Source organism: Candidatus Omnitrophota bacterium (assembly GCA_023227985.1).
In the GTDB taxonomy this organism is placed as follows: domain Bacteria; phylum Omnitrophota; class Gorgyraeia; order Gygaellales; family Profunditerraquicolaceae; genus JALOCB01.
Genome location: JALOCB010000008.1, coordinates 47,024 through 62,230 on the forward strand (window position 1 = coordinate 47,024; position 15,207 = coordinate 62,230).

At 51.7% G+C, this 15,207-nt stretch carries 15 protein-coding genes; all 15 read right to left on the bottom strand.

The annotated features are described in order from the left end of the window. Positions 1-10: 10 nt before the first annotated feature. Entirely contained in the window at positions 11-1,051 is a 1,041-nt protein-coding gene (locus M0R35_03015; GenBank protein ID MCK9594630.1) for a general secretion pathway protein GspK, read from the bottom strand. Beyond that, on the bottom strand, positions 1,048-1,647 hold the full coding sequence (locus M0R35_03020; GenBank protein ID MCK9594631.1) for a type II secretion system GspH family protein: 600 nt from the start codon (positions 1,645-1,647) through the stop codon (positions 1,048-1,050). The genes M0R35_03015 and M0R35_03020 overlap by 4 nt, the downstream gene beginning before the upstream one ends. Continuing rightward, a complete protein-coding gene (locus M0R35_03025) occupies positions 1,625-2,035 on the bottom strand; it encodes a prepilin-type N-terminal cleavage/methylation domain-containing protein (GenBank protein MCK9594632.1) in 411 nt (136 codons plus the stop codon). The genes M0R35_03020 and M0R35_03025 overlap by 23 nt, the downstream gene beginning before the upstream one ends. Continuing rightward, complete coding sequence (gene gspG / locus M0R35_03030; GenBank protein ID MCK9594633.1) at positions 2,013-2,420, bottom strand: type II secretion system major pseudopilin GspG; 408 nt, start codon at positions 2,418-2,420, stop codon at positions 2,013-2,015. The genes M0R35_03025 and gspG overlap by 23 nt, the downstream gene beginning before the upstream one ends. A gap of 20 nt (positions 2,421-2,440) precedes the next feature. Next, positions 2,441-3,361 carry a hypothetical protein gene (locus M0R35_03035; GenBank protein MCK9594634.1) on the bottom strand — a complete coding sequence of 307 codons (921 nt, stop codon included), beginning with the start codon at positions 3,359-3,361 and terminating at the stop codon, positions 2,441-2,443. A gap of 10 nt (positions 3,362-3,371) precedes the next feature. After that, positions 3,372-4,589: a type II secretion system F family protein gene (locus M0R35_03040; protein ID MCK9594635.1), complete on the bottom strand. Its 1,218-nt coding sequence runs from the start codon at positions 4,587-4,589 to the stop codon at positions 3,372-3,374. Between the two features lie 11 nt (positions 4,590-4,600). Next, positions 4,601-6,751: a Flp pilus assembly complex ATPase component TadA gene (gene tadA, locus M0R35_03045; protein MCK9594636.1), complete on the bottom strand. Its 2,151-nt coding sequence runs from the start codon at positions 6,749-6,751 to the stop codon at positions 4,601-4,603. Then, a complete protein-coding gene (locus tag M0R35_03050; GenBank protein ID MCK9594637.1) occupies positions 6,751-7,242 on the bottom strand; it encodes a hypothetical protein in 492 nt (163 codons plus the stop codon). The genes tadA and M0R35_03050 overlap by 1 nt, the downstream gene beginning before the upstream one ends. Before the next feature lie 14 nt (positions 7,243-7,256). Then, on the bottom strand, positions 7,257-8,648 hold the full coding sequence (gene atpD / locus M0R35_03055) for a F0F1 ATP synthase subunit beta (protein MCK9594638.1): 1,392 nt from the start codon (positions 8,646-8,648) through the stop codon (positions 7,257-7,259). Positions 8,649-8,721: 73 nt separating this feature from the next. Further along, on the bottom strand, positions 8,722-9,573 hold the full coding sequence (locus M0R35_03060) for a F0F1 ATP synthase subunit gamma (protein ID MCK9594639.1): 852 nt from the start codon (positions 9,571-9,573) through the stop codon (positions 8,722-8,724). After that, positions 9,574-11,055: a F0F1 ATP synthase subunit alpha gene (locus M0R35_03065; GenBank protein ID MCK9594640.1), complete on the bottom strand. Its 1,482-nt coding sequence runs from the start codon at positions 11,053-11,055 to the stop codon at positions 9,574-9,576. After that, on the bottom strand, positions 11,033-11,770 hold the full coding sequence (locus tag M0R35_03070) for a F0F1 ATP synthase subunit delta (GenBank protein ID MCK9594641.1): 738 nt from the start codon (positions 11,768-11,770) through the stop codon (positions 11,033-11,035). Before M0R35_03070 ends, M0R35_03065 begins: the two co-directional genes overlap by 23 nt. 40 nt (positions 11,771-11,810) lie before the next feature. After that, complete coding sequence (locus tag M0R35_03075; protein ID MCK9594642.1) at positions 11,811-12,023, bottom strand: hypothetical protein; 213 nt, start codon at positions 12,021-12,023, stop codon at positions 11,811-11,813. A 4-nt stretch (positions 12,024-12,027) separates the two neighbouring features. Then, a complete protein-coding gene (gene atpC, locus M0R35_03080; protein MCK9594643.1) occupies positions 12,028-12,255 on the bottom strand; it encodes a F0F1 ATP synthase subunit epsilon in 228 nt (75 codons plus the stop codon). A 170-nt stretch (positions 12,256-12,425) separates the two neighbouring features. After that, a partial coding sequence (locus M0R35_03085) for a hypothetical protein (protein MCK9594644.1) occupies positions 12,426-15,207 on the bottom strand: 2,782 nt, incomplete at its 5' end.

The following is a 15,207-nucleotide window of genomic DNA, read 5'->3' on the forward strand; positions in this document are numbered from 1 at the left end:
TGGACATCTTTTATCCTTCCCTGCAGTATAAAACCCGGCCCGACCGGTCGATCACGAAATCGATCTCATTCGTATCCCTGCGGCTGTTAAGCCTGGCCCGGCTTTTGCCCCTGAAGACACTCGAGCGGACAGTTATCGACTGCGTTACCACGGAACTAAGCGCGGCTATTTGATTTACCGTCATACTGTAATTCCGGCTCAATTCAGGGACGATATTGCCGATACTCTCGAAATAGTTATCATCCGCGGTCAGGTTTATTCCGTCCTTCCCCGCGCGAAAAAACATTATATTCTCCGCCACATTCGCATCTATGCCCAGAGCCATTAATACCGTCTTAGGCGCGGTATTGATGTTGACCTTGCCGCTGCTATAAATTGTAATATAAGCTTTTATTTTCTCAAAGATATTTTCATTGAATCCCCGCACAAGAAGCAATTCCTCCAGGACCTGTAATCCGGCGTCTTTGGATTCATAAGGATATATCCCGGAACGGTAAAAGCTGTCTTCCGCGCTCCTGTCGGAAAGGATCAGGCTGCTGTCTGCGTCGCGCCAATCCATAACCGAGGCAGCCAGGCCTTCGGCGTCGGATTCATCCGCGTTCAGGGCTAAATAAAAAAGCCGTTTCAAGACCTTAAAATCAACGGCGTTTATGTTCACCCTGCTTTCTTCATCGACCATTCCGTAGCGCCTGCGCACCTCGCCTGAACCGGAGTCCGTATAGTCATAATAGATATCGAATACCCCGTCGGACATCGCGACGTTGCGAAAGGCGCCGGGATTATCGCACCAAGGGTCGTTCAGGGCGTCATAATCTTTTTCGTCTTCCTTCCTCAATTCCACGGCGGCCTTGATCATGCCCGCCTGGGCTATAAGATGCAATTTACCGCGCTCCTCAAGCCTTTTTATCAGGACCAGCTTCTGCCTGACCTGATAACCGATGATCACGGCAAAGGCGGAAAGAATGCACAATGACCAGAGCGCGACGATCAATATCAAGCCTTTATTTCCCTGCCGGGGCCTGCGCCCCGGGCCCAATATGCCCCTGCTCATTCTTTCAACTCCCCGCTGACCGGAATACTCACTGTTTTATTGAACGCATATCCCCCGGACCCCGAACCCAGCCCCAACTCCATCCGGACCGCGTCAGGAAGCCTGTCCGCCGTGTTCTCCTCGCTCCAGGAATATTCTTTTTTCTGCTTATCGAAAACGCGGTAACTGAATTTACAGGAATTTATCCCGGTTAACGCATGATCCGGAGTTACACGGACATCCAGGTAGCTCTGGGAATAATCCATCTGGCTCCTGGTCAACACCTTGTTCTGCCGATCATACGCGTAAACGACTTTGCCGGGGATATTTATCCGCGCGATAGGACTTTTGACCAATGCCGGAATAGTCAGGCTGTCCTGTTGCCCGGTAAAACCGATGCCGGTGAATTCAAAGCTGTTGGCTATATCCGCGGCAAATCTCTCCAGGAATATATTCAGGTCTTCGTTGACCTTAAGCGTATCCATCCGCTGCCACAGCCTTATTCCGCTGAAAAGTGTCGAATGGATCACCAGGGAGATCACCGCCATCATCCCGCAGACGACCAGCAATTCGATAAGGGTGAAACCCCTCTTATTATTTTGTCTTGTTCTGGTCATATCTCGCATAGGCGGTCCGGGAAAACCCGACGCCCCTTATACCGGCTTTCCATTTGACATCCTGGGTTACCTGATACAGATATTCGCTTTCATCTGCCAGAAAATAACTTAAATCCAATTCAAAATCCTTCTTGCCGACGGTAAAATTACCTTCAGTCTCCAATATGGCATCCGGACCCGATGACTCCAACGCGTCCCGGGCAAGCCACATTTTTTCGTTCGCCTGCGGCAGGGCGTTCAAATAATTATCGCAGTATTTAAACGTATCCAGGCAAATGAACAAAGCCTGGTACACGCAGACCAGTCCGAAAGACAGGACCGCGGCTGTGACCATTATCTCCACCAGGGTGAAACCCCGCGATCTTTTATTCCCAGTTATTGACGTCATCGCTGCTCTCAATCCCGTCCCTGCCTAATGAATAAAGGTCGTAATCGTTGGTCCGGTGCTCTCCGGGATATCTGTATTTATATTCCCTGCCCCAGGGGTCGACGGGCTTCTTCTCCAGATACGGCCCATGCCAGGTATTGGAGCTGGCGGGCTTGTTCAACAAGGCGCCCAAGCCTTCTTCGTTAGTGGGGAATTCCCCGTTATCCAGTTCATAAAGCTTCAGGGCTGTGGCAATGTTGGATTGAATATCCACCTTGGCAGCTGTCGTCCGGGCCTGTTCGCCCCTGCCGGTAAACCTGGGCATAACCATTGCCGCCAGCGCGCCGATAATCATAACCACCAGCATAAGCTCGATCAAAGTAAACCCTTTTTTAGAATATGACATCTTCGCCTCCATTTTAAAGATCACCCGCTTTCAGCGACATACTTCACCCACTCGTCCTCGAACTCCTCAAGGCTGCGGATATGCGTATAATAGACCGAGAGTATCGCATCCTTAACCTCCTTGCCGTCGCGCAGCTGGCGGCAGAATTCGGCAAAAGATTCCGAGCCGTATTTATTGATCATAAACCCGGCCAGAGAAGCAGCCTGGATATAATAAGTGTTCACCAGTATTTCCCCGGTAAGGAACATTACCACCGGTTCGCCTTTTAAAGAGCGCGATTGGCGCATATACACATTATCCTTGGTCACTATATGCCGGACATCCAGCCCCATCATATCTTCCAGAGAGAGAAAAGAATTCTTGTTCAGCAAGTCCCTGGCGTAAGCGCTTAATTCCCCCCTCTTCTTCTCTTCTTCCCATTGGGCCACCCCCTCATCCAGCCAGAGAGGGATATCGCTTTTGAACCCGACAAAATCGCGGAAGATAAGATGCGCGATCTCATGCGGCAATACCGAATACAGAAAACCCCTGCTGCCGTAAAAACCCAGGATCTTTTTATTTGTGTAATCGGCCATGCCTTCGGACCAGTAAGGCTGGCTGCTGGCCTTTATGAAAGAATCCTTGTCGGGATAAAGATAGATCTTTACCCGCTTGTCCCAGGTCCAGAATTCCGAATAACGCGGATAGCCCAAGTCAATGGCGATCCTGCCATAATAGATCTCAGCCCGGCGCGCTACTTCTTTGCCGAAATCCTCTATACGGGACTTATTGGATGAACGTGCATCCTGCGGATAAGAATGATAAACAATGAAATGGTCCCCTTTTATCTCCTGCCATTGCTGGCAGGCCGCCGGTTGCGGCTCAGATAAAATGAACAATGCGGCTAAAAAAAGGATACTGTTCTTGAGCATCTTACGGACGGGGATATCGGTAAAAGGCATTTTCACGAATTTATTGCAACATAGTATTCATTTCAAATATGGGCAGAAGCATGGCCATAACGATAAAACCCACGACCAGCCCCATCCCCAGGATCATCACCGGCTCAAGGAGATTGTTCATCACCCTCAACGCCTCTTCGGTATCCTTCTCGTAAGCCCCGGCTATCTCCCTGAGGGAGTCGTCGATCCTCCCCGATTCCTCGCCCACGCTGATAAGATTAATCATAAACGGGGGAATTATCCGGGAATGCTTAAGGCTGGCGCAAAACGAGCCTCCCTGTTCCAGGCTCTTATGGCTTTGGGATAACTGGCCCTTGACCACCTCATTCTCCAAGGTAGGAACGGTTATGTTGATCGCCTTTAATATCGGCAAGCCGCTGCGCAGCAGCAATTCCAGCGTCCGGGCAAAACGCGCCAGTTCTGCTTTTAATATCAACGGGCCTATTACCGGAAGCCGCAGGACCAGGCCGCTGAAAGCCATTTTCCCGGCAGAGGAACGCAACCTTTGTTTGACTATGAAGAACAGAATTATCGCCAGCAATATCAGCCATCCTCCCCAATGGCGGGAAAAATCGCTTATGGATATCAATATCCGGGTAGGCAGAGGCAGGCTTTGGCCCATATTCGCGTATACGCCCATAAGCCGGGGAAAGACAAAGACCAGCATAAAGACCACCGTTCCCATCCCCACAAAGAACATAAGTACCGGATAAGCCAGGGCCATGCGCAGCCGCGAGACCATCTCCTCCTGTTTTTCCCGGTAATCGGCTATGCGCAAAAGTATCTCCGGAAGCGCGCCGCTGTTCTCCCCGGTATTTATCATCGCCACGTAGAACGAAGAAAAAACAGCCGGATATCCCGCCAAAATCGCCGAAAAACAAGTCCCTTCTTTCACCGACCTGTAGATATTATATATTATCGTCTTAAACTGTGATTTATCCAATTGTTCGGCGATAATGCTCAAAGCCCTGAGTATAGGCACACCGGCCTTCAAAAGACTGGCCATCTGGCGGGTAAATATAGTGATATCCCGGGACCTGACGCCCTGCCCCTTTCCCCGGTTAAAACCGGCCTGTGCCTGGACCGGATCAGCGTTCTGCGCGATATAAATAGGAACATAACCCATCCGGCTGATCTTTTCTATCGCCTCTTTCTCGGACTGGGCTTCTATACTGGACTCCACTTCTTCGACCGGACCGTTCTTCGCTTTATATCGGTAAGTTGGCATATGCAAGACCCCTATTCGTTGGCAATTGAATTACCCACGTATTTATCCAGGCTGCGGCGCTGGGCTCCGGTCAGGTCCAGGAAGCATACCGCAACATCATATTTCCTGTTCTCTTCCAGCTCATCCACCCGGATCACGCGGGCTAAGCAATTTATCGGTTCGTCCGTTTCAGGCAGGTCGATCTTTAACTCCAGGACCACCCCCGCGGGAAACGACTGTTCGGCGAAAAAGACCAGGCCGCCGGCCGAAATATCCCGGGTGACCGAATTCACCTCCGGGACCGGCACTCGTTTTCCGTGTTCATCCTTAGTATTAAAGACCTTGTAATGTATATCGACCTTGCTCTTTAACCGGTGGTAAATCCTCTTGTTGATCACCACCTCTTCCAGGGGTTTTTCCTCATCCAGTCCCACAGCGATCCCTCCTGTATTTATGCCCTCATCTTCGCGCTCCTCGGCGGCAGTGGCTTTCATCACCTCTTCCGGTGTGGTCAGTCCGGCAAGGATCTTCTGCCAGCCATCCTGTCGCAGGGTCCGCATGCCTCTGGCTATAGCCGCTTTCTTGATCTGGCTGGCCGAGCTTTTTTTAAGGATCAGCTCTTTCATCATATTATCTATCAGCAGCATTTCATATATAGCGGTCCTGCCCAGAAAACCGGTAAAATTGCAGTTAGCGCAGCCTTTACCGCGAAAGATCTTGATATCGGAAACTTTCTTGCCGGTTTCAAAAGCGATTATCTCTTTTAATTCCTTCGGCGCAGCGGTATCCTCATATTTACAAGCCGGGCATATAAGCCTGATCAGTCGCTGAGCGATAAACGCCTCGACGCTGGACGCCACCAGATAAGGCTCAAGGCCTATATCTATAAGACGGGTGATCCCGCTGGCTGCGTCATTGGTATGCAAAGTGGAAAAAACAAGGTGGCCGGTCAAAGCTACACGGATAGCGATCTCCGCGGTCTCCAGGTCGCGCACCTCGCCGACCATGATCACATCCGGGTCATGCCGCAGTATGCTGCGCAGCCCCCTTGAGAAATCCAGCCCGATCCCCGGCTGCACCTGTATCTGGGTTATCCCGGACATCTCGTATTCGATCGGGTCCTCGATGGTGATGATCTTGCGGTCGTTGGTATTGATCCTGGTCAAACAGGCGTACAACGTAGTGGTTTTTCCGCTTCCCGTTGGCCCGGTTACCATAATTATCCCGTGCGGTTTTAAAATAGTCTCTTCGAAGATCTTAAGGTCCCGCTTGGCCAGACCCAGTTTTTCCAGGTTAAAAAGCATCTTCACCGGCAGGATACGGAGCACCACGCTTTCGCCGAAAGGCGTAGGTATGGTCGAGATCCTCAGGTCCAATATCTGGTCAGCTACCTTGACTACCGCCCTTCCGTCCTGCGGAAGCCGGCGCTCGACGATATTCAGATTGGACATAATCTTGATACGCGAGATTATGGCGGAGATAAAACCGTGGATACCGGCGGGGACATTGGTGTCGTAAAGTATGCCGTCTATGCGGTAACGCACGCTCACGCTGTCGCGGTACGGCTCGATATGGATATCTGTGGCGCGTTTCTTGAACGCCTCCAGGATCAGCTGGTTCACCAGTTTTATTACCGAGGCATCCTCCGCCAGCTTCTCGATATCCTCCAATCTTTCCTCCGGCTGGCCCTGATCCGCGGCTGACGCTTCCTGGATCTGCCCCTTGGACATCTTTCCCACGGTCTCCGAAGCCAGGCCGTAATACTTGTTCAGGCTGTCCAGGATATCATCAGCGCTGGAGATCACCATTTCAATATCCATGCCCAACTGGGTCCGGATCTCATCCTGGATCTTTATATCCGGGGGATAGGCTACGGCGATAGAGATCAACCGGTCAACGATCTTCACCGGGAAGAATTTGTAATAATAGGCGATCTTGAAAGGCACGCGCTCGATCACCGCCTTATCCACGGTTATCGCCTTAAGGTCAAGTTGCGGGGTCTTCAGCCTTTCGGAGATGATGTTCATCGCCTCCTGCTCGGAAATAAGATTATTCTTAAGCAGGACATAGAACAAAGGCTGACGGGTATCCTCCGCCTCTTTTACGAACCGGCTGAGGGCATCTTTATTCAACCTGCCGGTGTTATGAAAAATGTCGTAGAAGACCAGGTCGATCTTAGTCACTATTTATTCCCTTCCAAATGGTTCTTTTTCAATAAACCCCGGATGCTCTGGCTGATATGCTCGCGTAATTGTTTTATCGCGCCATTCAGGTCAGCTTCGCTGGCCAGGACAAGCTCGAGCTTTCTGGGGCTTGCCTCTTCTTCCATCTTGCTGATCGGCACCACGTTCAAAGGATTTAGGATAGCCACTGTCACCGTGTAATCATCCTGGCGCAAAGGAAAACATTTATGGTCCACGATCAAAGACGATGAGAACTTGCGGGCCAGGTCCATATCGATATATTCGGTCTTCAGGTCCACGATCGGCATATTGAATTGCTCGGAAAGCGCCTCGATCAGCTGGCGGTCGTTGATCACCCCCTTGCCGATAAGTATCTTGCCCAGGAAGTCCGCGTTTATCTTCTGCTCCATCAGCGAATCATGCAGCTGTGCCTCGGTAATATAGCCCTTGGAGATCAATATCTCGCCTATGCGCTTTGGACTTTTTTCCATAGTTTGTCCCCCCTTTATGCCACCCCGATCATGTAAAATTCGCCTTCCGGCTTCCTGTCAAAATGGCCGGCGATGATCTTTTCACAGCCGTCAACGGTCTGCTGTATAGTGACGTATTCGCCGTGTTTACCTGTATAAGCCTCGGCCACAAAGAACGGCTGCGTAAGGAAATTCTGCAGCTTGCGCGCGCGCTCATAAATTATCCTGTCCCCCGCGGACAATTCGTCGATACCGATGACCATAACAATGCGCCGCAGTTCTTCATAGCGCTGCAGCGTGCGGATAACATCCTGGGAAACCTGGTAATGATGCGCCCCGACGATATCCGGGTCAAGGTTTGCGCTGGAGGACAATAACGGGTCGATCGCCGGATAAAGCCCGAGCTGTATCCTCTGCCGGGAAAGGACCATCAAAGAATCCAAAAAGCTGAATATAGTGACTACGGCCGGGTCGGTAAGGTCGTCGGCCGGGATATAAACCGCTTCCACCGAGGTAATGGAGCTCCCTGTTTCTTTGGAAGAGCATATCCGCTCGTGGAACGCGCTGGCCTCGGAGATCAATGTCGGCTGATAACCGGTCTCCGAAGGAAGTCTGCCTAAGAGGCTGGAAATCTCCGAGCCGGCCTGCAGAAAACGGAAGATATTATCCACGAACAAAAGCACATCCTGTTTCTTGCGCTGTATGGATTCAGCCAGGGTCACCCCGCTGAAGGCCACTTCAAAACGCGCTCCCGGAGGCTCGTTCATCTGGCCGAAGATCATAACCGTCTTCGAGAGGATATTCCGGCGTTCCAGCTCATAATAAAGCTCGTTGCCTTCGCGCATACGCTCCCCGGCTCCGACGAAAACGCAGGCTCCGCTGTGCTTCTGGACGATATTATGGATAACCTCAAGGGTAAGGATACTCTTGCCCAGGGCCGCGCCTCCGAGGATCCCGTTCTTGGACCCTTTGACCAGGGGAAACAACAGGTCGATGATCTTTATCCCGGTCTCCAGAACCTCGAACTTCTCGACCTTTTCTTTACTCGATAAATGCTGCCCGCCCCTCTGGGGGCGTATAGGCATCCTTTCACCCGCAGGGATCTCCCCTTTCTGGTCGATGGCGTCGCCCCAGACATTAATGATCCGGCCGTATATGGAATCTCCGGCGGGGATCTGGATAGTCTCGCCGGTGGGATAGGCCTCGGCGTTACGCTGAAGGTTATAAGTGGAATTAATAGCGATGCACCTGGCGATATTACCGCAGAGATGTTCTGCGACCTCCAGGACCACTCGTTTGCCGTCCACGGTCTTGGTATTCACGTTATCGTATATCGCCGGGATATCCACCTCATTCTCAAACCAGACATCCACTACCGGCCCCTGGACCGCGATGATCTTTCCCTGCTTTATTTGCGTTTTTTCCATATTTTATTTTGCTTTCAAGACCCGGTCTTGCAACACGTTGCCTATCATAAGGTTGCAAGACCGGGTCTTGATGCTATTTAAAAGCCAACCTGGCCGCGAACAACTCCCTCATATTCTTATCGACTAATTCATGCCGCTGCCGGAAATACTGCAGCCGGAGATCCTTGTTCAACTGTTCGATCTTGGTCTTACTGCTCTCCAGGTGAATGAACCTCGCGGATAATTCCGCAAGACGGGCCATATTGAAAACCTGGAGAAAATTATATCCCAGCAGCAAATAGGTGCAATATTCCACTATATCATCAACCGGCGATTCCAGGATCACGGACGCAGGAACAACAGTCTCTTTCTTCCTTATTGCCGTAGCGGATAAAGAGGCAAAAGGGATGAGTTGCTGGATCTTGACCTGCTGCGAGACTATCGAAAGGGCCTGCGGATAAACTATCTTAAGTTCCCCGATCCTGCCGTTGAGCGCCTCCTTAAAAATATAATCCCTTAACTCCTGCGCCTGGGCTACCTTGGTCTCATCAGAGACGCCCTTGAATGTAACATACGGCAACCCGCTTTCTTTGGCGTACATCTCGCCTTTTTCCCCGATTATATAGAGCTTGCCTTTGACCCGCTCGCCCTCTTTTATCGCCTGGGACATCACGCTCATATTCAGCCCGCCCAACAGTCCGGCGTCGGAGGTCAAGGCGATGATCCCCGGCTGTTTATCCGCCGTGTTCAATATCGGATGTTTGGATTCGCTTATTTTGAACATCGCCTGGATCGAATCCAGGGCTGCGTATATATCGTCGAATTTCTTGACCTTCTTTTCCAGGATGCGGTACTGCGCTATGGCGATCTCTTTAAGCACCTCCAGCAGATTATAGAGGTTGGCGTTGAATTCCATGTCTTTTTTTATCGCCGAGAGAAGTTTCATCTATGTCTGCGCGAAATAATGGTTCAGGGCTTCATAGAGCATTTCTATAGAAGTATCATTAAGCACCAGCGTTTTGCGTATCTCGCCGAAAAGATCAGGGAACTCCTTCTGCACCAGTTTGACGAACTCATTCTTGAAACGCTTGAAGTCCTGCGGGGAAAGACTGTCTAAGACGCCCATGCTCAGGGCAAACAGATACATAACCTCCGCCTCCATGGATATAGGATTGTTCTTATCCTGGATCAAAAGCTGGGTTATCGCCTGGCCGCGCTTCATCCGGTCCTCCGCGTCTTTGGAAAGGCCGGTAGTGCGCAGCTGGGTCATCTGCAGGAGCTCCTGATACTGCAGGTATTCCAGCCTGAGCTGGCCGCTCAACGCCTTCATCGCCGGCCACTGCGCCTTATTCCCGATACGCGAGACAGAAAGCCCGAAATCGATCGCCGGCCTTACGCCTTTATTGAAGAGCGTGGTCGAAAAATAGATCTGCCCGTCGGTCATAGAGATAAGATTCGACGATACATAACCGGTGACATCGCCCTGAAGTATCTCGACGATAGGCAGAAAGGTCATCGACCCGCCGCCCAATTCCGGTTTAAGGTACCCCGCGCGCTCCATTAATTGCGAATGGATATAAAATATATCTCCCGGATAAGCCTCCCGGCCAGGGGCGCGTTCCAGCAAAAGGGATATCTGGCGGTATACCCAGGCGTGCTTAGTCAGATCGTCATGGATCAGCAGGACATCCTTGCCTTTTTTCATAAAATACTCGCCCAGCATACAGGCGGTATAAGGCGCGAGGTATTGTTCCCCCATAGGGACGGAGGCCACGGCGCTGACCACAATGGTATAAGGCATTACCCCTTTTTCATTGAACAGGTTCAGGAGTTTTATCAGGCTGGAATTGGTTTTGCCGATACAACAATAAATACATACCACATCCCGGCCCTGCTGGTTGATGATAGCGTCGATGGCCACGGTGGTCTTTCCGGTAAGGCGGTCGCCGATCAAAAGCTGCCTCTGGCCTTTGGCGATCGGGATCACCGCGTCCAAAAGCAAGGCCCCTGTCTCCAGCGTTTCTTTGACCGGAGCCCTGTCCATTACGCCCGGGGCGTCGATGAATACGGGAAAATTATCGCCGGCCTCTATCGGGCCCTGTCCGTCAACCGGCTCGCATAAGCCGTTGACGATCCTTCCCAGGAACTTATCCCCTACCGGCAAATGCAAAAACTCGCCTTTGCTCAGTACCTTCTCGCCCACGTGCAGCGGAGCCTGGGTATTCAACACCAACACCTGGATCTCATCGGCGTTGAAACCGAAAACAATGCCCTTGCCGCCCTGCTCGAACTCCACGATCTGCCCGTTAATGCAGGAGGCCAATCCTTTAACCTTCAGGATACATTCGCGCACCGAGGCAATAGTCCCCAGCTCATGCACCGCGAATTTCGCCTGCTCGGGATTCTCAGCCTGTTTGGTGATGGCCAAGCGATTCCTCCTTTATCTTGAACCTTAGGCTGCCGTCAAGAAAAAGACTGCCTATATTGACCACTAACCCAGCGATGAGATCGGGATCGGTCTCTTCTTTTATCTTAAGGTCATTCCCCAGCTTTTCGTTCAGTTTAACCATAAGGGCGTTACGCTGTTTACCGGTAAGCTCAAACGCGCAGATCACCGTTACGTCTTTGGTCCCCTCGGGGACCTTAAGCCGGTCAAGGTTTTCGTAGCTGTTGGCGATCAGGCCGCTGATCCAGTGTTCGTGGATATCCCGGCGGACATTCTCGGGCAGGGTATCTTTTAGCAAGGCTACAGCCTTAAGCGTGGCCTTTTCATCTATCTTGGTATTCTCTTCAGCCATAAGCGCAAGCCTGGCATTGTCCGCCTGCTTGATCATTTCGTTGGCCTCCTGATGAGCCGCATCCAGGATCTTCGTTTTCTGCCCCTCGATCTCCTTGGCCGTTTTTTCCTTTTGCTCCGCCGCTTCCTTCTGGGCATTAGCCAGGATCTCCCGGCTCTGCCGCTTTATATCTTCCAGCTGTTTGTCTATATCCTCTTTTTTCTTGGCCAAAGCCGCTTCCTGGGCGTCAAGATGCTCTGTCTGGCCCACAAGCCGGGAATGGACCAGGCTCTTGAACATAAAGAACATTATCACGCCGAAAAGCACGAATATCCCCATCATCGACAACAATAAAGACATATCCATTTTACAGCTCCTTTTCCGCCTCGAACGCTTTCCGGCGGCCTTAAGAGAACAACTGAAAAACGATCAGCATCGCGATGATCGCCGCAGCCTCGGCGAAAACCAGGACAAAGATCATCGCCGTGAATATCCGCGGGGCCGACGAGGGATTCCTGCCCAAAGCGGTAATGCTTGCCCTGGCGCAGGAGCCGAAAACCCAGCATGGCCCGGCTATACAGAAGATAAAGATAAGAAGCAATGCCAGATTGCGGTCCATAAGCCTATCTTTCCACGATAATAGTGGCCTTGTTCTGATTAAAGCCGATAATACCCCGGCGCACCGGATAGGACCTGCCGTCAATGATCAGGCTGCCGCCGATCAAACGGCCGATCACCGGTTTATGGTAAGCCAAGACTTCGAACTCGCCGTGCTCACCGGGTAATTTTATGCTTTCGGCTTTCCCCTCGAAGATCTTCTCTTCAGGGGTTAATAATATGACATCGAACATTTTTATAAACGCCTATAAATAAAAGAATTCCGTCTTTTTTATTCTATCACAATTTTATAAAAAATAGTTATTTTTTTTGAGCGGGCTTAAACCGGGTGAGAAATGAAAACGGGGGCAGTTATTGTCGGTTGAACCAACAACTGCCCCCGCAGGTTTGCGCCGCTTTGTAATTATTTCTTTACATCCGGCCCTTGATCCTTCCCGGATTTATCCGCCGCCTTCTGGTCCGGAAACGCGTTATCGCGCATTGAACTTAAGGCGTCCTGGCTGGCGCGCATCTGCGCCTGCCATCCGAAAAAGAACACTACCGCCAAAAGGCCGAGAAAGATGATAATGATAATAATGATCAACCAGGTGGTGGTCTTGGCCGGCATATTGATCTTAAGCCTGGACCTCTCGAGCATCTCCGGGGCGCTCATCCCGCTGACCGGCTGGATCAATTTCAACAAAGACGCAAGTTCTTCTTCAACACGCCTTATCGTCTGCATATTCTGGCGGTAAAGGCCTATATGCTGCTCGCGGCTGATCGTATCATCAACCTGGTTCCGGGCTATTTCATCCATCACAGCCGGAACGGTATTTGCCAGTTCCTGGGCCCGGCCTGCGTATTCGGTCTTAGACATACGCGGGACCATATCCGCGGCCTGCCTCTTCAAGTCTTCAAGCCGGCTCGCCGGTATAAGCCAGATATCTTCGACCTCGACCTCGAAGACGCGCGATTCGCCGGGCTGCAGCTCCAGGTCGTTCTTATAGGCGTAATAGATGCTCTTCTCGGAATCGTATTCCAGGTCCAATCCGCCGGCATCCATAATATCCTTAAGCTTGACCTCGGTCGGCAGGAATTTCTTCACCTGGACCTTCTGCACCTTGGTCTTGGCCGGATTGATCACCACGATCCTGAATTTGACGCTGCCCGATTGCAAAGAGGTGGATACGATTGGCGAATCCACCCCGCCGAATTTTGATTCCATTATCTTCAACAGTATATCCACTACGGCATTGATCGTGTCGGTTTTATTGCGCATCTCCTTGATCGTAGAGGTGTCCCCCAGCTTCTCATCAAGAAGAGTGCTCAAGTCAACCCCTTCCGCTCCGACAAAAGATTTAAGCTGCTCGGAGATCTGGTTGACCGCGCTGGTCAACTGGGTATTCGGCCCCTGCTTGTTCAATGTTTCCGGCAGGGCCTCGATCGAGGTCTTCAGATTCTGCAAGGTAAGCGCGATATTGATATTATCCTTGGAGACCAGCACCGCTTCCACCGCCTTAATGGCGTCCAGGGCTTTCTTAGCGGCTCGCTCGGCTTCCGGCGCGGCTGCGGCAAGTCCGGCGACAGTGGATATACCCATGCTCTCCACCATACCCGATCCGGAAACAAGGCCTCCGGTGGTCTGCTCGCTCACCAGGTAGGTATAAGCCTTTCCTACGGCAAAGTTGCTGTCCGCTGCGAAGCTAAAGACATAGAATCCCGGCCTGCTCTGGCTCATAATCACGTCCGAATATATCGCGTTATTATCCCAGCTGTATATATTCAGTTTAGGCAGCAAGTTCGGCTGGCCCTGGACCTGCAGCGTTATAGTATCCCCGCTTAACGCAGGATCAGGGGCCGCTGTGGCGCCCCAGGAGAATTTCTTGGCGGTCGCCTCAAGGTTCTCGCCTGCTGTTACCGCCTGGTCCGCGCCGGCCTGCAGTTTGGTGATAGCATCGGCGGACTGGGTCTCAAAACTGGTCAAGGACGCCTGCAACATACCCACCATACCGCCTGCGGCGAGGATCTCTTCTTTGCTCTTGCCGCCGACGATCAAATTGGTCTGTTCGTCAAGCCTTGTCTCCACAACACCCTTCATACCGCCTGCGGCGATCAATTCCTCGGGAGTGGCGCCGGATCCGGTGATCATCTCCGCGATATTCGTCTCGACCTCGCTGATGGACTTATCCAGAACGCTGTTAACGGTATCCTGCGTATCCTGGAGCTTGATAACGTCAGTCACGTCAAAAGAAGTAGGCGTCTTGAAATGCGCGCCGCTGGCGTTGGTAATATCGGTAATGACCGTATAAACCCTTCCGGATTCCAGGCTGGTGTTCTGCCAGTTCATATGGAAGAAACCCGCGCTATCGGGATTGACCCCCACAGCGCCTTCTCCGGGAGCGGCCAGGTGCTTGATCAATTCGCCTTCGTCATATATATACACATCCGCCTGGACACCGCCGGAGACCACGAACCCGTCACGCTGCAGCCAGGAATTAACTGTCAGGGAATCAGGCGTGCCATTAAGGAGACTGGCCGTATTGTAGGAGAACTCGGAATTCGCCTCCCATATATGGATAGCGGTGGTTTCCATAAATAACAACCCGCTGCCGTCGGCTCTCCAGCTATCGCCGTCAGCCAGGGTCATATCCCGGTTCAGGTTGAAAATAGACTGTTTATCCCCGTATCCTGACTTTGTCCAGAGTATTGACCAGAAACCTGAAGGCAGTTTCATAGTCACGGGCGAACCTAATGGGACAGTCGGCAGATCAGGCATAGTGCTTGTCTTCCAGGTATCTGCTTCTGCGCTATCAGGATCGATCTGGTCCGAAGCGCCGTTAACGCTAAGCTGGGTCAGGTGCTGTCCGGAGATCATATCCCTTACCTCCCAGGTCACTGAATAATAATCAACGGTAAAGGCGCTGTTGGAATCGTCATAGGCGGCAGGGTCATTGACATCCGAAACGCGGACCCGGACAGTAGTCGGATGAATAACTTCCCCTTCTGAATCCTTTATATCCGGGACATACCAGGTATAGGAATTCGCCCCGCCGACATTAGCCACGCTCTCGGCGATGGTTTTCCTGGTCCCGGCGTAATCATTATCCAGGTAATATTCCAGCTTAACGAACGGGACGTTACCCGCGGAAGTCCAGGTTATCGCTTTATTCTCGCGGGTTATCCAGCGCTCCGAACCGTTAGGCGCG